The sequence below is a fragment of the Limnovirga soli genome, from assembly GCF_013106755.1.
GTDB lineage: Bacteria > Bacteroidota > Bacteroidia > Chitinophagales > Chitinophagaceae > Limnovirga > Limnovirga soli.
Genome location: NZ_WHPF01000013.1, coordinates 37114 through 56558, shown reverse-complemented (window position 1 = coordinate 56558; position 19445 = coordinate 37114). Strand labels below are relative to the sequence as shown.

18 protein-coding genes are annotated in these 19445 nt (G+C 38.2%); 5 read left to right on the top strand and 13 right to left on the bottom strand.

Annotated features, from left to right (window positions below; all coding sequences use genetic code 11):
• Nucleotides 1-270: 270 nt before the first annotated feature.
• The 3 genes from GD597_RS17020 to GD597_RS17010 form a co-directional block, all read right to left on the bottom strand.
• Entirely contained in the window at nt 271-996 is a 726-nt protein-coding gene (locus GD597_RS17020; protein WP_171609106.1) for a hypothetical protein, read from the bottom strand.
• Nucleotides 997-1225: 229 nt separating this feature from the next.
• Nucleotides 1226-1663 (bottom strand): GyrI-like domain-containing protein, encoded by a 438-nt coding sequence (locus GD597_RS17015; RefSeq protein ID WP_171609105.1) that lies wholly within the window; start codon nt 1661-1663, stop codon nt 1226-1228.
• Between the two features lie 365 nt (nt 1664-2028).
• Nucleotides 2029-2856, bottom strand: a complete 828-nt coding sequence (locus GD597_RS17010) for a hypothetical protein (protein WP_171609104.1) — start codon at nt 2854-2856, stop codon at nt 2029-2031.
• A 142-nt stretch (nt 2857-2998) separates the two neighbouring features.
• On the opposite strand from GD597_RS17010, the gene GD597_RS17005 reads away from it, so the two are divergent.
• The 4 genes from GD597_RS17005 to GD597_RS16990 all read left to right on the top strand — a co-directional run bounded on the left by GD597_RS17005 (nt 2999) and on the right by GD597_RS16990 (nt 8942).
• Complete coding sequence (locus GD597_RS17005; protein WP_171609103.1) at nt 2999-3781, top strand: inositol monophosphatase family protein; 783 nt, start codon at nt 2999-3001, stop codon at nt 3779-3781.
• A complete protein-coding gene (gene thiL, locus GD597_RS17000; RefSeq protein ID WP_171609102.1) occupies nt 3778-4812 on the top strand; it encodes a thiamine-phosphate kinase in 1035 nt (344 codons plus the stop codon). Before GD597_RS17005 ends, thiL begins: the two co-directional genes overlap by 4 nt.
• Nucleotides 4813-5018: 206 nt before the next feature.
• The gene (locus GD597_RS16995; protein WP_171609101.1) at nt 5019-8297 is read left to right on the top strand and encodes a VPS10 domain-containing protein; all 3279 of its coding nucleotides are present in this window, start codon (nt 5019-5021) and stop codon (nt 8295-8297) included.
• A 462-nt stretch (nt 8298-8759) separates the two neighbouring features.
• Nucleotides 8760-8942 (top strand): hypothetical protein, encoded by a 183-nt coding sequence (locus GD597_RS16990; RefSeq protein ID WP_171609100.1) that lies wholly within the window; start codon nt 8760-8762, stop codon nt 8940-8942.
• Nucleotides 8943-9117: 175 nt separating this feature from the next.
• On the opposite strand, the gene GD597_RS16985 is transcribed toward GD597_RS16990, so the two are convergent.
• The 10 genes from GD597_RS16985 to GD597_RS16940 all read right to left on the bottom strand — a co-directional run bounded on the left by GD597_RS16985 (nt 9118) and on the right by GD597_RS16940 (nt 18422).
• Nucleotides 9118-9624, bottom strand: a complete 507-nt coding sequence (locus GD597_RS16985; RefSeq protein ID WP_171609099.1) for a GNAT family N-acetyltransferase — start codon at nt 9622-9624, stop codon at nt 9118-9120.
• Nucleotides 9617-10084: a methylglyoxal synthase gene (locus GD597_RS16980; protein WP_171609098.1), complete on the bottom strand. Its 468-nt coding sequence runs from the start codon at nt 10082-10084 to the stop codon at nt 9617-9619. Before GD597_RS16980 ends, GD597_RS16985 begins: the two co-directional genes overlap by 8 nt.
• Before the next feature lie 411 nt (nt 10085-10495).
• Nucleotides 10496-12016, bottom strand: a complete 1521-nt coding sequence (locus tag GD597_RS16975; protein WP_171609097.1) for a T9SS-dependent choice-of-anchor J family protein — start codon at nt 12014-12016, stop codon at nt 10496-10498.
• 286 nt (nt 12017-12302) lie between these two features.
• On the bottom strand, nt 12303-13082 hold the full coding sequence (locus GD597_RS16970; RefSeq protein WP_171609096.1) for a phytanoyl-CoA dioxygenase family protein: 780 nt from the start codon (nt 13080-13082) through the stop codon (nt 12303-12305).
• A gap of 54 nt (nt 13083-13136) precedes the next feature.
• Complete coding sequence (locus GD597_RS16965) at nt 13137-13757, bottom strand: tetratricopeptide repeat protein (RefSeq protein WP_171609095.1); 621 nt, start codon at nt 13755-13757, stop codon at nt 13137-13139.
• 224 nt (nt 13758-13981) lie between these two features.
• Entirely contained in the window at nt 13982-14440 is a 459-nt protein-coding gene (locus GD597_RS16960; RefSeq protein WP_171609094.1) for a nuclear transport factor 2 family protein, read from the bottom strand.
• A 257-nt stretch (nt 14441-14697) separates the two neighbouring features.
• Nucleotides 14698-15201, bottom strand: coding sequence for a hypothetical protein (locus GD597_RS16955; protein ID WP_171609093.1), 504 nt, complete (start codon nt 15199-15201; stop codon nt 14698-14700).
• 239 nt (nt 15202-15440) lie between these two features.
• The gene (locus tag GD597_RS16950) at nt 15441-16034 is read right to left on the bottom strand and encodes a hypothetical protein (protein WP_171609092.1); all 594 of its coding nucleotides are present in this window, start codon (nt 16032-16034) and stop codon (nt 15441-15443) included.
• 247 nt (nt 16035-16281) lie between these two features.
• On the bottom strand, nt 16282-16806 hold the full coding sequence (locus tag GD597_RS16945; protein ID WP_171609091.1) for a hypothetical protein: 525 nt from the start codon (nt 16804-16806) through the stop codon (nt 16282-16284).
• A 257-nt stretch (nt 16807-17063) separates the two neighbouring features.
• Nucleotides 17064-18422, bottom strand: coding sequence for a glycine-rich domain-containing protein (locus tag GD597_RS16940; protein WP_171609090.1), 1359 nt, complete (start codon nt 18420-18422; stop codon nt 17064-17066).
• A gap of 605 nt (nt 18423-19027) precedes the next feature.
• Between GD597_RS16940 and GD597_RS16935 the strand changes: the two genes are divergently transcribed.
• Nucleotides 19028-19417, top strand: coding sequence for a hypothetical protein (locus GD597_RS16935; RefSeq protein ID WP_171609089.1), 390 nt, complete (start codon nt 19028-19030; stop codon nt 19415-19417).
• The last annotated feature ends 28 nt before the right edge of the window (nt 19418-19445 follow it).

Sequence of the window (19445 nt, the reverse complement as noted above, 5' to 3'; positions counted from 1 at the left end):
AAAACCAAAGTTAGTTTAAAAAGCTGCGTTTATTTAGCCAAAATGCTTAACAGCAGATATAGTGACAAGACACAGAAAATGTATGATGCGGCGGCTGGTGTATATTGCAAAATTAGTTATTAGCCAGGCAATTTATCCGGTATCGGGCTTCCGTTGCGTCGCACTCTTGTACGGTTGGGAATACTATGCAGCTTAGGGCAAAGGCAATGTTGGCGGGGCGCTAAAAAGATTAAAGTGTATTCACTTATATTCAAAACAACAACTACAATGTTAGCTGCTTATTTTTTCGAGAATAAGATTGTTGTCCTTATCGTAAAATTCATACACATATTCACAGGCTAAAGCATTAAATAACCTGTTAAGTAACATAATATTATCATTGTGAAATGCCACCATGCCATTTAGTAAAGGTTCATTGTCATTTCCTTCCAGTGTTAATGTTGTCCAACTATTTTCAAACTCAAAGTCAGTAGAGCCAGATTTACGAACTGTCCAATTGTTTAGTTCCAGCAATTCTTTAATTTTTGTTTTAGTGGTATAACTAAAACTTGCGTAAAAATTATTTTCGTCTGGAATTTCTCTGTCTGTTCGTTGGTACAAGACCTTAAGATTTAATGCAAAAGCTGGTTGAAGTATTTCACTGTCCCAATTTTTAGGAATACCTGGAAATATAAATTTTGTCTTTTGAATAAACTGATACCAACCTGGTGTTGCTTCTGTTATGGTTATTTTCCTGTTATTAAACAATATATCTAAGCAAACTTCATCTGTGGTTAAAAAATCTTTTTTATAAGCAATTAAGCGTTCAATATCGGCCCATTGAATTTTTTGTTGCGCAGGTATCATCTGAAATATAAAACCATCCTCCTCATATATAAAACTTCCTACATCGTTTAACTTTTCATCAAAATCCATATTTCTTTCATCAGCAATTGGAGAAATGTTTTTGGTTTTGCCGGACGAAAAAAAGTTCAATATTTTTTGTAATGTTTTCAAATAAAGTAGGGCTAACTCAAAGATTTATGGTCTTCATTATCTTGTATAACGTAAAATTATTGATCATCAACAAACTGGTATTACACAAATTGTATTGCTGATTGCGTTAACCCAATTTATACACTAATTTACGGTTAGTAAATTAGTGTTTTGTTCAATTCAACTGCCTGGCGGTAAATGCTTTTTTATAATTGATGTTTTATCACCTTCGTAAGCATTTTTATACTAATTATTTTAATGCCATCAGCAATTTGGTTTCAAGTTTGGTTTCGTCGTTAGTAAAGTGGCCGTACATTTCAATATAAGGTAATATAGTTTGGTAGCCCATCCTGTTTAATTCAGCAGTTATCAGCAGCCCAGTTTGTGGTATTAAGTTATATGGGCCAATATGTTTGTAAGAGGCATACTTTAATAATGTGATGGTTTTTTCTTCCAAACCAGTATCCTCATTGGTAATCTGGTTAAGTTCCACACCGGCAAAGATGCTTTTCGCCTGTTCGTATACCCAAATATTAATCCCTTTATTACTCAGTTTTTTTGATTTAACAATCTGCCACATTTTATCCATTAATGTAAAGGCTTTGGCGGCGTAGTTATTATTTATGGCCGTGTCTTTAAAGCCATAAAGATGTAAATGGAGTGGTTCGTTAATGATTTGTATCCGCATTATAGCGTATTTTAAAGGTTGAATTTAAAATACATGCGATTGGTTGAATTGCATGTATATAATTTACAAAACTGTTTATGGTATTGGTTTGGTTTTGTAAAGCCTACGCTTTAATCACAGGAAGATGGTTGTAACTTATGGAATTTAAATTAGTATTTTTTTTAATACAAATAGTTGTTTGGCAATTATTTTTAGCGGCAAGTTATTTTCGGTACTGTTGGCATCCCCACCAACCGGCCTTGCTTTAATATATACTGGGGTAAAAGCTGCAAAGAGTATCCAACCGTACAAGTGTGCGACGCAACGGATGCTGCATTATTAACCATTGCCGGGCTAATAACATCTAATTTAAAAAGGAGCGGAAATTATTTGCTTACCTGGAAATACAACCATTGCCTTTGCCGGAAAAAAACAGTGGCGCCATTCTTGGTGGCAGGCTGCCAAACGGGGCTTTCGGCAATTACCCGGCATACTTCATTATCCGCTGATAACTCGCAGGAATGCATCAGATAAATATCAGTAGTATGGCCTTTTTTATCAATGGTAAATGTAACATTTATGCCATACAATCCATCTTCCTTTAAATTCATCAGTCGTTTAGGTGTTTCCATATTTTTACTGATGTATTTAGTCCAGTTGCTGATATCGCCCTTGTACATGGCTTCTTTTTGTAAAAGCTTGCCACTGGCACTATCTGCCTTGTATTGCAGGCGGGCAATACTGTCTTTTTCTTTCAGGTTGGTTTGGTTGCCAATAGAATCGGTAAAAATATTGTGCACATAATCCCGGGTTTCCTGTAGTTGACCCATGTTATAATAAAAGGAAATAGTGGTTTTAAGGCTATCGTTATAATAATACCAGTTTAGGTCTTTTTTGCCTTGTTCAAATATGCCGGTACTGTCTAAATTGCCATTGGCATCATACCAGCAAAAACGGCCATTGGGTATGGATAATGCCGCATCGGCATAGGCTTCCTGGCGTAGCATGGCATTATTGGCCGTATAATAACGGCAAATAAAGGCGGTATCGCTTTCCCTGGTTAATTGCATCAGGTAAGCAGCCTCGGCTACATTAGTGGTGGGGTTCCAGGCACTATCAAAGGCATAATAACTCAGCTCCTTTTTTTCCTGTGCCTGTATAAAAGCACCTGGTACTATACACAACAAGCAAATGATTAGTAAAGCGCACTTCATGACAGTATTTTGATACTTACAAATAAACAATAAATAATGCGAACTTAAAGGTATGCCTTAAAAAATGCCACCGGCCATAGCAGGCAGGGTTAAACAGAGTTGCAAAATTTTAGAAAAGCCTTTGGGCAATGTATATTTGCGCATGCTAATTAAACAAACGCTGTTAAAAGCCACCAAAGCTGCCGGGGCAGTTTTAAAAGAAAATTTTGATAAAGCTTTTATCATTAGTAATAAATCCAGCATAAACGATCTGGTAACTGAAGTAGATCATAAAAGCGAAAAAGTAATTATTGATATAATAAAAGCCGATTTCCCCGACCATTTTATACTAAGCGAAGAAGTAGGCGAAATTGCCAAAGAATCATCGTACAAATGGATTATAGACCCCATTGATGGCACCATTAATTATGCCAACGGCATACCTATTTGCTGTGTAAGCATTGGTGTAGAAATAGAAGGCAAAATGCAAATGGGTGCCGTATACAACCCGTTTATGAACGAGTTTTTCTTTGCCCAAAAAGGCATGGGCGCCACCTTAAATGATAAGCCCATACAGGTAAGTATAAAAGACAAAGTAAGCACCAGCTGCCTGGTAACGGGTTTCCCTTACACCTACCTGGATATGCCCAACGGACCACTTCAGGTTTTTGAACGCCTGATTAGAAAAGGTATTCCGGTACGCCGGCTTGGAAGTGCTGCCATAGACCTTTGCTGGGTAGCCTGCGGCCGTTTTGATGGCTTTTACGAACATAAATTACAGGCCTGGGACAGTGCAGCCGGCTACCTGATTGTAGAAGAAGCCGGTGGAAAAGTAACTGATTTATCCGGTGCCCCCTACAATCCTTACCAGCCCGGCATTATTGCCACCAATGGCAAAATACACAACGAACTTAAAGGCGTTATTAATAACGAGATTAAATTATGAGTGAACAAAGAACAGAAGTAGCCACCCTGGGCGAGTTTGGCCTGATAGATCATCTTACCAAAAATTTTGAAATACAAAATGCCTCTACCATTGTAACCGTTGGAGATGATGCCGCCGTGATTGACCACTTTGGCAAACAAACCGTTATTACTACCGATTTGCTGTTGGAAGGCGTGCATTTCGACTTGATGTACACCCCGCTAAAACACCTGGGCTACAAAAGCGTAGTAGTAAACCTTAGCGATGTTTATGCCATGAATGCCATACCTACACAAATTACCGTAAGCATAGGTATTAGCAACCGATTTAGTGTAGAAGCATTAAACGAGTTTTACGAAGGCATTCATTTTGCCTGCGAAAAATATGGGGTAGACCTTATTGGCGGCGATACCTCAGCCTCGCATAAAGGGTTTGTGATTTCAGTAACCGCCATAGGCGAAGTGGCCCCCGATAATTTTGTAAAACGAAGCACTGCCGAAAAAGGCGATCTTATATGTGTTAGCGGCGATTTGGGTGGCGCCTTTCTGGGGCTTACCCTGCTGGAAAGAGAGAAAAAAATATGGCTGGAACACCCCAATGTGCAGCCCGACCTGGAAGACGAAAAATATATTACCGGCCGTTTATTAAAGCCCGAAGCACGTAAAGATATCATTGCATTTTTTGAACAGCAGCAAATAAAACCCACTGCCATGATGGATATAAGCGATGGGCTTAGCAGTGAATTGCTGCACATTTGCAAACAAAGCAATACCGGCTGCCGTATTTACGAAGAAAAACTGCCCATTGCCGAAGACAGCCGCAAAGCAGCTTTTAAATTCGGGCTCGATCCCACCGCCTGCGCATTAAGCGGCGGCGAAGATTACGAACTGCTGTTTACCCTAAAACAGGAAGCCTACGATAAGCTGGTTTTAAACGAAGAAATAAGCGTAATTGGTTATATTACCGATGCCGAGGAAGGCACCAAAATAATTACAAAAGGCGGCAATACATTCGATATTACTGCCCAGGGGTGGACAGCTTTTAAAGCATAATACTCCTAACAAAAATAAATGCATAACAGCCGGTACTATTATTAATACCGGCTGTTGTATTATATGGCATCGCCGCATGCGTCGCAATCACTTCATAGTTCCACTTTCATGGCAGCAGGTATAAAATAATAGCCATTAACCATTGCTCATTTAAAATTGACCCCTCGCATAATCTGCCTTACCTTAGTTTAATAAATTCCCCATCTATGAAGTATCTGCATATTTGCTTTCTATCTGTGGTATTACTGGGCGGTTCTATCAACCTTATTGCACAAAAAAAAGGTGCAGTCGCCAGTGCCACTACCAAAAAAGATTCCGCATCTGCCATTAATTTAGATGCATTTGAATTCAGGTTACTGGGCCCTGCATTAATGAGCGGCCGGGTGTTCGATCTGGCCATTAACCCTCAAAATAAATTTGAGTATTATGTGGCCGCTGCCAGTGGCGGTGTTTGGAAAACCACCAATAATGGCGTTACCTACGATCCCATTTTTGATGGTGAAGGTGCCTATTCCATTGGTTGTGTTACGCTGGATCCCGGCAACCCCAATATTGTTTGGGTAGGTACCGGCGAAGCCAATAATCAACGCAGTGTAGCCTATGGCGATGGCATTTATAAAAGCGAAGACGGTGGTAAAAGCTGGACCAATATGGGCCTCACCAAAAGCGAGCATATTAGTAGAATTGTAATAGACCCCGCCAACAGCGATATTATGTATGTAGCTGCCTACGGACCATTATGGGATAGCGCTGGTGAACGCAGTATTTACAAATCCATTGATGCCGGCAAAACCTGGAAGGCCGTATTAACCGTAAGTACCAATACCGGTTTCTGCGATATTATGATGGATCCACGTAACTCCAATGTACTCTATGCCTCAGCCCACCAGCGCCAGCGTAAAGTGTATGGCTTTGTATCAGGCGGCCCGGAAAGTGCCTTATATAAAAGCACCGATGGCGGCAGCACCTGGCATAAATTAACCAATGGACTGCCCAGTGGTGATGTTGGCCGTATAGGTATTGCCTTTGCCCCTTCCAACCCCGATATTCTCTATGCCCAAATTGAAGCTGCTGGAGATAAAGGTGGTTTTTTTCGTAGTACAGATCGTGGTGCCAGCTGGCAAAAACAAAGCGGTTTAAGTACCTCAGGCAACTATTACGAACGCATTTTTGTAGACCCGCATAACGAAAATAAAGTGTACAGCTGCGATATGCTGATACAACTTTCTCTGGATGGCGGCCAAACCTGGAAAGCAGTACCTACCAAAAACAAACATGTAGATAATCATGTGATTTATATTGACCCATCCAATACCAACCATATGCTGGTGGGCTGTGATGGCGGATTATACGAAACCTACGATAACACTGCCAACTGGAATTATAAAGCCAACCTGCCCATTACCCAGTTTTATAAAGTAGCTACTGATAATGCCTTTCCTTTTTATAACGTATATGGCGGTACTCAGGATAATAACAGTATGGGTGGCCCATCCCGTACCATTAATAACCATGGCATAAGTAATGCAGATTGGTATATTACAACAGGGGGTGATGGCTTTGAAAGTCAGGTTGACCCAGAAGACCCAAATACCGTATATGCCCAATCGCAATATGGAGGCATTGTACGTTATGATAAAAAAAGTGGTGAACAAGTAGACATCAGACCAGTAGAAGCTGCTGGTGAGCCTGCCTTGCGCTGGAATTGGGATGCACCCATCATTGTATCGCAACACAATCACCAGCGTTTGTATTTTGGCGCCAACAAACTATTCCGCAGCGACGACAGGGGTAATACCTGGACCGAAATAAGCCCCGACCTTTCCCGTAACGAAGACAGAAATAAGTTGCCCATCATGGGTAAAATATGGAGTGTTGATGCCGTTGCTAAAAATGGATCAACTGATATATACGGGCAGCTTACCACCATTGCCGAAAGCAAATTTGATGAAAACCTGCTATATGCCGGAACGGATGATGGCTTAATACAGGTAACCACCAATGGCGGAAAAACATGGACGGCCATAGACAATATTCCGGGTGTGCCTAAAAAAGCATATGTGTACCAAATTATTACTTCGGTACATGATAAGAATACGGTGTACGTAACTTTTAATCACCACCGCTATGGCGATTTTCACCCATATGTTTACCGCAGCAGGGATGCCGGAAAAACATGGACTGCCATTCAGAATAACTTACCTGAAAGAGGCAGTGCCTATAGTATTGCCGAAGATCATATGGATGCCGATTTATTATTTACTGGTACCGAGTTTGGTATTTTCGCCAGCCTGGATGGAGGTAATAAATGGTTACCGCTAAAAGCTGGCCTGCCCACCGTGGCTGTACGTGATATAGAAATACAACGCCGGGAAAGCGATTTGGTAATTGCTACATTTGGCCGCGGCTTTTATGTGCTGGACGATTACTCACCCATGCGCAATATTAAAAAAGAAGATGAGGCGAAAGATGCAGTTATATACCCGGTTAAAGATGCCTGGATGTTTGATGAAGCTAGTCCGCTGGGTGGTTATGGCGATAGTAAAAAAGGATCTATGGGCGAAAGCTATTTTACCACTCCCAACCCAAAGGTTGCCAGTGTATTTACTTATTATATAAAAGATAACCTGCAAACCCTGCAACAAAAAAGACAAAAGGCCGAGGGTGAAAAAATTAAGAAAGGCGAACCGGTTTATTATCCTTCGCCAGATACTTTGCTTTTAGAAGACCAGCAACCAAAGCCCTACCTGCTATTTACCATTTATGATGCCGATGGCAATGCAATCCGCCGTATAAAAACAAATGCCGGTAAGGGATTACACAGAATAGAATGGGATTTTCGTTACCCCAGCGGCAATATGGAAGAGTATAGCTCCGATGGTGGCAGCAGCTACAAAGCACTGCCTGGCAATTATACGATAGGCCTGCATAAATTTGAAGATGGCATATTTACCCAATTGGCCGCACCAGTACCTTTTACTACAAAGGCACTTAACTGGGCAAGCCTGCCTGCAACAGATAAAAATGCATTAATGGCTTATAATAACAAAGTATACAAATTACGCCGTGCCGTTGATGGCACATACGCTTACTTTCAACAGCTGAGCGATAAATTAAAACAAATAAAAGCCGCGGTTATAGCCGCACCACAATTGCCATTAAGTATTGCAACAGATGCCAATGCCATACAAAAACGTATAGATGCCGTTCAAATACAATTTAACGGCAACGGCAGTTTGGCTGCCCGGCAATTTGAAACATTACCCGGCATACGTGATAGATTAAATACGATTGCCTATGGCTTGTGGGGTAATAGTGCCGCACCAACCACTACCTATTTGCGCTCTTACGATGTGGCAGAAAAACAATTTACCACAGCTTACGCCGAAGTAAAAAGTATTGATGCTGCCATTCAGTTATTACAACAGCAACTGGCCAATAGCAATGCACCGGTTATTACAGGCACATTGCCCAATTGGAAATAGTAGCAGGAGCCGGGCATAGGTTAAGCCATCTTGCTTTACTTGCGTCGCACTCTTGTACTGTATAACATCGTGCAGCTTTTTATACATCATAATTAGTAATAAATAAAAATGCGTGTAAACTACACGCATTTTTATTTATTACTATGACTACTTTTTTACCCAATTATTCTTTACAATTTTTCTTTGTTTTTACTGCTGCACAAAGTACCCAAACGCACAAGAGTGCGACGCAACGGATGGCGATAAAGAATTTACTGCCTGGCCCAATAAATGTCTCACCACCAAAAAAAGGGCAGTTTTACCCTTTTTAAAATTGTGTCTTTTACGGTTATTTGAAAAACCATATCAGTTGCAATGGCCGGATAAACGGATGTAAATTGCATCATGTTTTAGAAACAACACCAGTTTTTAAAACGCCCAAAACTAAAAAACCTGATACCTAAATTTTAAAAAACTATTAGTATGCAAACAGCAATTTATCAAAGATCAACCCAAGATTACGCTAACTTATTTTTATTTAAACAAGCTAACAACAAGCCAAAGAAAGTTAGAGCAAAATCACGTTTAGCAAAAAGAAAAAGTTTGTTGGTATTTTTGGTAAGTTACTTTGTTGGACTTGCTTACGTGTTATACGCTATATTATAGTTGCAGTAGTACTGCTTATGTATACATATTATTATTGCTACATGTTTGTATAAACTTTTTTGTACAGTGACTGGTTTAATTTCATAAGTTTAATTTTTGTTTTACTTAAAAGGCTTTACGGTTTACGCCGCAAAGCCTTTTTTGTTTTGTGTTGCAAACAGCACTTATACTTTTGTTAACACGGTAGTAGCTTTACCCATACATAATCGTCGGATATAATATTATTTTTTATAGCTGCATTGCGGCGAATACTTTCTAGTACAAAACCATTTTTCTGTAATACTTTCATGGAGGCTTTATTGTGGGCAAATACCTCGGCATAAATTCTTATAGCATCCAGATTAATTTCTATATAGCTAAGCAAAATTTTTACGGCTTCGGTGGCAATACCATGGCCCCATAATTTTTCATCTAAAAAATAGCCAATCTCAACATTTTTGCGGTACACATCTTTTTGTAACACACAGCCGATACTACCTGCTACCGCACCCTCGTATATGATGGCAAAGTTTACAATGGGGTTTTGCGCCTTGCAAAATTGTATCCAGCTTTTGGCATCATTTATAGTATAGGGTAACGGCAGGTTATCTCTCACATTATTCCAAATATGAACATTATTGGCAATAACTGCCAGGGCAGCCGCATCATCTCTATGCCAGGGCCTTAAAAAAATTTTATTCATCTTTTTCTATTGGCCGGGTAAGGTATTCAGTAAAATCTGGTACAACGGCATCATATTCATCGTGCATAAAATGCGATGTCATTAAAAAATCGGCCGTGGCCCTGTCGCAGGCCATGGGAATGTTCCATAATACCCCCAACCTAAGCAAGGCTTTTACATCGCTATCGTGGGGTTGGGCCTGCATGGGATCCCAGAAAAAAATCAACACATCTATTTCCCCATTGGCAATCATAGAGCCAATTTGCTGGTCGCCCCCCAATGGACCACTCATAAACTTTTTTACTGGCCGGTCAAGGGCTTCTTCTACCAAACGGCCGGTAGTGCCTGTGGCAAAAATTTCATGTTTGGCCAATACAGTTTTATTGTATACGGCCCAGTCAATAAGATCGGCCTTGCGGTGGTCGTGTGCCACCATTGCAATTCGCTTGCGCTTACCCAGCTTTTTAATTGTTGTAACCATGGTATTATAAAAGCTGAAAGTAAGAAATGTATAGATTAGGTAAGCGAAATTTATTGGTTGCAGTTTCAAACACAATGAAACCCGCATAAAAATTTATATACCAGGCTGCAGATTATGTAAGTCAGCTTTTATACAAGGTAATTTTATTAATGGCAAGGTAGTATTTAGCTACTTTATTAAAAATAATTTGATTTTATTAACTGATACCACAAAATACAAACCCATAAAAAAAGACTGTTTCAATTTAGTGAAACAGTCTTTTTTTGATAAACTTTCTTTGCTTTATGCCTTTATTGGTATTCGCTTTCAACGCTGAATAGTATTACCAACTGTACAAGTGTGCGACGCAACGGATGTTGCATTATTGCACAGCTGCCGGGCTAAAAAAAACAACATAATTACCAGGCAATGCTATTGCTTTATAATTTTTTGGTATTGTGTGCCCGATGGCGTTTGTATTTTTAAGATATACATACCGGCACGTACATTGGCCATATTAATTAATATTTGATTGCTGCCATTAGCAATGTCTTTGGCAAAACTGCTAAGCACATTACCACCCATACCGGTTAAACTAATCTGATACCGGCAAGCTTTTGTTTCAGTAACTGTAAGGGTTAATTTATCAGCAACCGGGTTTGGATACACTTGCATTTTTACACTACTATTTGTAGCAATAGCTGCACTGGAAGCTGATTGAATTAATGTGTTTGTTGTAGGACAATCTATGCCATATTTGTACGAAGACGGATACTTGGGCGCTGCTTTTGCCTTCTCCAGAATAAGGTAGGTTTTGCCCGCCTGCAAGGGACCAAAACTAATTTTTTGCCTGTTGCCAAAACTGTTGCCAATGCAGGTCCAACCATCAGGGCCTGCACCCAATGTAGCGTCTTTATAACCATACACCATTTGCTGCCCTGTATTTACTGAGTAAGCATTTAAAGTATACATGCCTGTTTCAGCAGGAATAAACTTATGAAAGAACTCGCCACCAAAAAATACATCACCACAAAAAGGTTGCAGGTATAAACCTGGTTTGGCAAGAAAATTATTTTCAAACTTTGTACCACACTCCAATGTAGCAATACCAGCAGTATCATAGTCTGTAGTAAAAGCTTTTACTGCCCAGTTAGAATACACTCCTTTACCACATACTGATCTTACATACAAATAATAAGGCGTAGCTGTGCTAAGCGTGGTAAGTGTTAGCGAACTACTATCGGTAAATGATGTATTTGCCGGTGGTACCTCCTTGTTGCTAACACCATACTCGTAGCGGTTACTACTGCCGCCATTTTGCCAGCTAAAGCTTGCGCCATTAACTTTGGTCTTATTTACCTCAATTTCTAAAGGCTCAAAACAATTTACGGCTTCTACTTTAAAATTGTCAATGTACATATAGGTGTAGGTAGCCGGGGTTATGGCATGAAATCCAAGATACACTGTACCAGTTTTTGTTGCTGTATAATTTACCTGTGCTTTTGAATAATAGTTGGTTTTAAAATTGCTGCTCCATATAATTTTTGTTTGTGCCGCAGGCAGGGTATCATCGCCAAGAGTAACCTGTAAATCATTTTCAAGGTAGCTCTGGTTTTTATAGTAAAATGAAATGCTGTATTTTTTACCTGCTTCCAGCGTAAAAGCCGGACTAATCAGCCATGCATCCGATTGATCTCCGTAATAACTTTTTTCCAGATACATACATTTATTGCCGGCATATTCATTACCATCGTAACCAATAGCTTCCAAACTTTGCCATTGGGCATTATTGGTATTGGTAACCACCCAGCCAACAGGTTGTGCAGGCACTTTGGCATTTTCAAAACCGGCACCGGTAACCAGTTGCGCCATGGTAGCGGCGCTTAGCAAAACAAAAAATGCCATCAGGGCAATAAAACGGGAGCAGTACAATGGTAAAGATCTTTTTCTCATTTGTTATTAGTTTAAAAGGTAATTCTATAATTGCCGCTATATGGCTGGCAATATTATAATGGCAATATATTAAAACTCAACCAGCCCTAGGCAGAAAAATAAACAATATTATTTACACATTCTATCTTAAAGAGGTTAGCAAGCTGCCACTGTAGATACTCAGTTTTTTGTTACCCAGCTTTAAATTTTAAGGCAGCTTTACTTGCGTCGCACACTTGTACGCCATGGCATTGGGCAGCAGGCCGGACGGTATAGGAATAAAAGATAATACTAAGCATTGACTGCCTCAGCTACCAAGTGCATTTACTATTGCCATTTCAACCGGGCAATAATTTTTATTTTGTGTTGAAATATCAAAATCATGTTTGGTAAGCAAGGGTGGCTGGGCCATAAATTTGGGCATTTTGCCATGATGGTCTTGTGCTGCATGAACAATAAAGGGATGACATAGATACACCGTTCCTGCTTTTCCTGTGGCGGTAATGGTTTTGCGCGCAGGCAATGAATCAAGCTTTTCTGCCAGCTCCATACAAGAAAAACCATGATCGCCTTTTGGCGCCAATAAACGTGCAACATCCGCATGCGAACCCACTTTGATGAGCGTTGGCGCATCCTGTTCTGAAACATCAGAAAACAAAAACAACATTAACAGGGCACGCCCCCTGGAATGTACATTTATCCGCCATTTAAAATAATCGGTAGCATCTTCTCCGGGAAAGCTGGCATCTACATGCCAACCGGTATCTGTAGCAGGAATTGCACTGGGAAAGCGAATGGGGAATGAACCTATGGTGGTTCTCGGAAGCCAATTGTCCTTGCCTGCCAATTGATTAAATGCCGTATGCAGCAGTGCAGTGTTGGCCGCTTGCTGAAAGGGTGCCTGCCCTAGTTCGCCAATACGTATCACAGGTGCTGTCCAGGTATCGGGGTTGTTTGGTTTGCAGGAGGTTTGTTCCCACAAAATAGCACGGCATTCATCGGCGATGTTGGTTGGAAATGCCTGTTCTATTTTCACAAAACCATCGTTGATAAAACTATGTATTTGCTTTTCCGATAACTGTTCCATTTGCTAATTTGATGCGTTTGTTGGTATAATCTGTTTAAGGTGAGGTTGATGACTTTATTGGTTACCAGACCAAAATTCAAGCAACTGCTTTTTACTTTTGTTCATCATTAACAAGGTATTCAATTTAAGTTCTTCGTCTGTCTGATTGTCGTAAAGTTTTTTTAGAATCTCGTTTGCCTGTTGCTGGTAGCCCAACATAATTAAGTTAGCTGCTTTGTTAGTCAGAAGCATATCATTATCTCTATTTGTCACACTCATCGTATCCAAAACAGTTGTGCAAATAGTCAATGATTTTGTAAAGTATTGTTTTGAAGACACTGTGTCTCCGATTCGTTCATATAAAATTCCACCTGTCAAATAAAGATCATGTGCAGAAGGGCGAAGCTGTATTAATTTATTGACTGTCAAAACAGCTTTGTCAAACTGTTTGAGTTGATTAAAAAATAGTAGTTTATTGTAGTGCCCCAGAAAGTAATTGCTGTCTATAATAGTTGCTTTGTTAAGCAATGAGATGGCTTTTTTTGAACTGTCTGCATTGTCAATAAAAGCAACTAAGGTCATAGCCTTATAATTAAGTTCAACAGCAGCAGGGTCAACTGTATTTTTTGCAGAATGTTGTCCACAAGAATAAAGTGCAATTAATAAAAAGGTTTTTATGAATTTGAGTGTCGTCATAATATATCCAACCGGAATAGATTCATGTAGTTTAGGAATTAGCATTTCGCCTGCCCGATCCGCTGCTGATTGAACTTGTTTTGTTGAAGTTAAGTACTATGGCCCAATGTTGCGGTGCCTACCCTAAGCCTGGAATTGTACTTAACTGAAGTATATTTGTTCAGTAATGAATTTGAAAAATACTTGTTGGCTGCCGTGCTTCTTCACGGATATTATGTTTTCCACTACTTATTATTTTCTTCCTCAAAATTATCGAAGTAGGTAAAGTCTTTTGTAATAAGTCCATTCTCAATGGTGAAGATGGTGCAGATGGGTAACTCAAATTTTATATTGTCTGGTCCTGTTCCACTTGATACAAATTCTACAATTATGTGATGGTCACCTGAGGGATAAGTTTGAATAACCTGGTCATATAAGTCGGGAAAAATCTTTGCAAGTTCTGTGTATTTATCAATTGTTTGTTGTCTTGTCTGCTTAACAATTCCCTGCCCCAATGATGGGTCTTTAAAGTCCGCTGTATCAGCATACATATTTGCCATTTTAGTAAAGTCGTGGTTGTTGAAATGTTCATAATATGTCTTTACTAATTTTTCATTATCAGTGGTAGGCATAGTTTCTTGTTTTTGTTCCTGACAGGAGATGAAAGCAAAAATCACAATAAATAAAAATAATATCTTTCTCATTTCTGGCATTTTTGGTAGGTAATTTATCAATTTATTTTCAGACTGTGAAATGATCAAAAAGTTTTACAGTGAAGTTTTCCGGGCTTTACCCTGCATCGTCCTTTCAACACATAAAATCAAGCAATTACCATATTTATGATGTTTTATCCTTAAGCCAAATTTATAAAACACAGCCCAATCTAAAGCATAATAAAGGTCATATGCTAAGGTATATTGCCCCAGAGCCTTAATAATACCAAACCTAATGCTGAGTGCCGTTACATTTCCTTTGCGTGCCCTAAGTCTTGAATATTATGCTGTTTTGCATAGCAGGAAATTATTTCTCGTACTACTGTAAAATCTTTGTCCATTCTACGATAACGAATTTTAAGTTCTTTGTCAAGCCTGTCCTCTTTATCCTTAAGTCGAAGTTTTAGATAATAAAGGTCGCCTTCTTTCATATTACAAACGGTCGTACTGAAATACCAAATGTCGTCCCAAGGTGTTTCTTTATGCTTGAATGTCCAAATACCATTTCTATCAACTTTTAATTTTACTCTATTGTCAAAATAATAAAATAAGCATAGCCCCATAATACCAAAAAGTACAATAAAACCTGGCAATTTTGCAATTGTCCATTTTCCAAAAAAGTAGTCAATAATCCCTTGTCGCTGTGATGGAATTAAAAAACAAACTGAAATAATTCCTACGAAAGCAAGAAAGCTAAACAAGTAATATTTTTTCCAGCCTTCTCTAACTTCAATGGAATTTAACTCTGTCAAACTTTGCAAATTTTAGTGGTTGTTAATAATGCCGCACAACGTTAAAGCATTGGCGATGTGCCGGTATTCTGTGTTCCGTCTGCCCGTTGACTCTGCTGATTAAAGATACAAAAGCACATTGTTTATTTTACAGTTCGGCGTTATTCGTCGCCCTGGAGCCGAAGCTGATTAAAAATTATATGCCGATTGCTCTTCCGTCAAACCGTCATATTGCCAATGCACTTGTTGTGCGTTCGTTTTTATTCCTTTATGACGATTGGTTGTGGCTTTTCTGGAATTACTAATTTGTCACTTAAATTTAAAGTCGGAAAATTTGTTCTCATAAACTGTATGTCCTTGCCGAAAGTGTCAATGAAAAACCAGTTCTTTCCATTATCGTCTGAAACTACTACCAAAGTTGATGTTGTTATTAGTTTGCCAGTAGAGATTTTAACTTCTGACTTTTGAGGAATAGTGCATTGCAGTTCGTTGTCCACAACAATTACATTTGATGGTTCACCAAAAGTTACATTTAGAAATTTCGTGCCTTGATTTTCTAATTGATTTATACCATTTTTTGTTTGTTCAATCATTTTTTCTTCTCCTCCAAATATTGCACTGATTTTAGGTGAAATAAATTTCTTGTAAGTATTGAAATCCTTACTCAAAAGTGCCTTTGCCATTACACTTGCTTGTTCCTTAATTGTCTTAGAATAATTATTAGTTGTGTCTAAATTTGATTGTCCGTTACATTGTGTAAACACAATACAGAAAAGTCCTACAATTAATTGTTTAAGGATGGAATGAGTAAAAATTTTGTTTATCAAATTTTCAGAGTTTAGAGTATTTACCATTTGTTGATTTAAGATTTTGATAGTAGCTGCCGTCCAAAAAGACGCACAACGAACCGATATTTACGCAGCCCGGGAATAGCTGCTGTGTCCGACCGGTACTGATGCTGCCACGCGCAGGACTGATGAAATTAGATACGCTGACCAGAGAAGTATTGTCTGCCCGGAACCAAAGCTGAGCAATGAACTAATGCTCGGAATCACCTCGTCCGCCCGGGTTGCGAAAATATTTTTGTTGTATGCCGTGTTGTCAAATTGAGCAAATCGGCGACCAAAAATGGAAATATTTATCTACGAGTAATATAAGGTCAAGAAACTTTTTGTTATTGATTTCAGTTTTAGAATAATGTTCTGGACAATGGTAGGTTAACAATTTGTAACTCCCTTTTGTAGCGATTTCTAAGTTATAAGTTACGCCGTCAGCAACATTGTCAACAAAATTTGGTATTTGCTCTTGCGATATTAGTTTCTCAATCTGAAATATTTTTAAACTGTCAATTAGCAATGGTAATGTAATAGTAGGTTTTACAACATTCTCATTCTTAAAATGCATTACACCGTCTTCGCTTTTGAAATACCTTATTCTCTGCGTCTGCCAAGATGTGTCTGAATATTTTAACAAAATCAGGTCATGCTCGACAAACATGCTGCCAACCCAAATACGCATTTCAAAGCTATCAACACCTTTATTAAGCTGCGTCAAACTTAGTTTTAATGCTTGGTCTGAAAGCGCTTTCTGTCGTGCAAGTTTGAATGAGTCAACTATAGTTATCAAGGATGGCTCACTTTTATTAGAAGTGGATGCCAAATTGCAGGAAAGCAAAAAAACAATTACTGATATGATTATTAGGGAGTGTCGCATTAACATGGCTTACGGTTCTTGGCTTTGCGAAGGTTGGGATTTAGAATTTGTATGTTTCAATTTTGTACAAATGTAAATTAGAATTACTAAAGCTGAATTTATCACAACTGCCCAACTTTCGCAAAACCAATGTTAGCCGTAGTATTTTTTTTATCATTATTAATTTCATTTTAGTCGCCTCCACAACCTCCACAACTGCTACAAGAACTTCCACAGCTACTTCCACAAGAAGTGCCACAACTTGAACCGTTGCTATTGTTTTTGTCTATGTAATTTACAAGAGGTACAAATGCAGTTGTCAAAACTGCTGAACCCAACAAAAAATAGCTCCACTGCCAATTGTTTTCTATTTGTCGTGTTGGTAAAATTTCCGTTTTGTATAAGTCTGGTATAGTTTGAGTGCAAACAAGTTTTGTAAGTCTATTCAGAAAAACAATGGTTATAATTATTAAAATAATTGTTGCAATTAAAATTTGTGTAACTGGTCTTTCTCTTATAATTCCACTTGCCAACCTTATGAAACCAAACATTAATAAAATTGACAAAACACCAAAATTTAGGTAAAATAGATTTCCAAATTTCTTTGATTTGTTGAAGTATTTCTTAAAGGCATCCATACAATTTGCAGTATTCCAAAATATTGGTTTGTTTGCTAATTGGCTTAATAAGTTTGGATAAAATGTTTTACCTAATTCACTTAAAACGCTTGTGGTTTGCAGTTCTTCTTTTGAATTTGTGTTGTTCTGTTTTAATAGTTCAATTGAGTTGTCTGAATTTACGATTATTGTTTTATTGTCAATTAATTCGTTTACAGTTCCATTTATAATGTTTCCAAGTTTTTGAGTTTTCAAGTAAACAAGTTCATAAGGTTGAAGTTTATAAATGAAAGAATTGTCATCAAATGATTTTACAATTTCTTTTAGTTTATTTCGATTATAAAATTCAAGTCCAATAAATGTCAGAATACACAGAGGAATAAAACCAAGAATAAAATAAGGATTATGAACTTGTAAATAGATTGGTTTCAGTAAAAAGTATGCAGGAATTGTCAATGCGATAAAACTTAATATTCCAAAAATTATAAAAGTTCTAATTTTGAATTTTGATTTCTCAAGATTTAGACTTCCATACATATCATTATATTCCCAAATTGTGTTTGGTTGTTCACCAAAATTATTTGAATAAAATTTTTTAGTTCGTTCTTTCGCAAGTTTAAATTTTTCATATTCTTCCTTGTTATGTGTCGAAGGAATATGTTGGATTGTCTTTCCAATTAAAATACAAAAGTCTTGATAGGATTGTGTAAAAATTAAGTGTTGGTGCCAAACTGTGTCGACAATTTCAGAAGGTGAAACCATAAATTCAGAAGTTGTCGCCAAATACATAAATTTTTTGTATTCTAAAATAGCAAGTTCTGTAAAATCTTTTGTCCAAAAATTTTCGTTGGCAAGTCTTGTCGAAAATCCATATTCACTTGGTGGATTGTCGAAATCAAAACTTAATATTTTCTCCCAAAGTTCTTTATTCATCTTGTTTTACGGTGTCTCGGTAATATTACAGCCAACGCAAGGATTGATGCTATTTGACGTTATACTGTATAATGGAAAGCTATTGATAATCAACAAACTAGTATTATACATTTTGTATTGTTTATAGCATCCATCTAATGTATAAAAAATTGTAATATGTGCTTTTTTGTTATTATTTGGTACGGCTTCGCACGCTCAGTCACATGGTTGAGGGTGCGAATTATTGTTTTGTAATTTAGTATTTTGTTGCAAGCAAGTGCCTATTTTAAAAAGCATTTTTTAAAAACCCCGGTAATATATCTAAAAGCATTAAGTCTTGGAGCTAATGCATTAGGTAAACATATAATGCTCTGCCGCCCAAACTACCCAACCGTACAAGAGTGCGACGCAAGTACAGCCGCTATAATAACTACTGCCGGGAACCTACTCTGCCTTTTATACATTGCTGCTTTATTCCACTTTTGTTAGCGGTCAATATTTATACAACGCAATAGACTGCCTTACCGTTACCACTGTTTACAATTAACCCTATTTTTGTTATTGGCATACTGCCCAAACAGGCCATACCAATAGCCTGCTTACCAATTTTACGAATAGAACATAGCATGAAAAAAGCCATTTTAATTTCCCGACTGGTATTGGGTAGTATTTACCTGATTTTTGGACTGGATTATTTTCTGCATTTTATTCCTTATCAACCAATACATCCCGGCAAGGTGGGGGCTTTTAAGGCAGCGCTGATGGGTGTGGGCTATTTTTACCCCATGATAAAATCTATTCAAATTGCGGGTGGCTTATCGCTGCTGGCCAACCGTTATGCACCGTTTTTTGCCGTGGCATTATTTCCCATTAGTTTAAATGTATTGTTGTTTCATACCATACTAGACCCTTCGAGCTGGTATATGGGTGTTTTGCTGATGGGCCCCAACCTGTTTTTGGGCTATGCTTACCGAACTTATTATAAGGGCATGTTTGTACAAAAACCTATTGTTTAAACAAGTGTAGCTTAACTGCTGCTATTGC

Coding starts and splice junctions, on each gene's coding strand:
- GD597_RS17010 (WP_171609104.1), bottom strand. CDS start 2,856: ATGAAGTGCGCTTTACTAATCATTTGCTTGTTGTGTATAGTACCAGGT.
- GD597_RS16995 (WP_171609101.1), top strand. CDS start 5,019: ATGAAGTATCTGCATATTTGCTTTCTATCTGTGGTATTACTGGGCGGT.
- GD597_RS16985 (WP_171609099.1), bottom strand. CDS start 9,624: ATGAATAAAATTTTTTTAAGGCCCTGGCATAGAGATGATGCGGCTGCC.
- GD597_RS17015 (WP_171609105.1), bottom strand. CDS start 1,663: ATGCGGATACAAATCATTAACGAACCACTCCATTTACATCTTTATGGC.
- GD597_RS16975 (WP_171609097.1), bottom strand. CDS start 12,016: ATGAGAAAAAGATCTTTACCATTGTACTGCTCCCGTTTTATTGCCCTG.
- GD597_RS16980 (WP_171609098.1), bottom strand. CDS start 10,084: ATGGTTACAACAATTAAAAAGCTGGGTAAGCGCAAGCGAATTGCAATG.
- GD597_RS17005 (WP_171609103.1), top strand. CDS start 2,999: ATGCTAATTAAACAAACGCTGTTAAAAGCCACCAAAGCTGCCGGGGCA.
- thiL (WP_171609102.1), top strand. CDS start 3,778: ATGAGTGAACAAAGAACAGAAGTAGCCACCCTGGGCGAGTTTGGCCTG.
- GD597_RS16990 (WP_171609100.1), top strand. CDS start 8,760: ATGCAAACAGCAATTTATCAAAGATCAACCCAAGATTACGCTAACTTA.
- GD597_RS16940 (WP_171609090.1), bottom strand. CDS start 18,422: ATGAATAAAGAACTTTGGGAGAAAATATTAAGTTTTGATTTCGACAAT.
- GD597_RS16950 (WP_171609092.1), bottom strand. CDS start 16,034: ATGGTAAATACTCTAAACTCTGAAAATTTGATAAACAAAATTTTTACT.
- GD597_RS16965 (WP_171609095.1), bottom strand. CDS start 13,757: ATGACGACACTCAAATTCATAAAAACCTTTTTATTAATTGCACTTTAT.
- GD597_RS16935 (WP_171609089.1), top strand. CDS start 19,028: ATGAAAAAAGCCATTTTAATTTCCCGACTGGTATTGGGTAGTATTTAC.
- GD597_RS16970 (WP_171609096.1), bottom strand. CDS start 13,082: ATGGAACAGTTATCGGAAAAGCAAATACATAGTTTTATCAACGATGGT.
- GD597_RS16960 (WP_171609094.1), bottom strand. CDS start 14,440: ATGAGAAAGATATTATTTTTATTTATTGTGATTTTTGCTTTCATCTCC.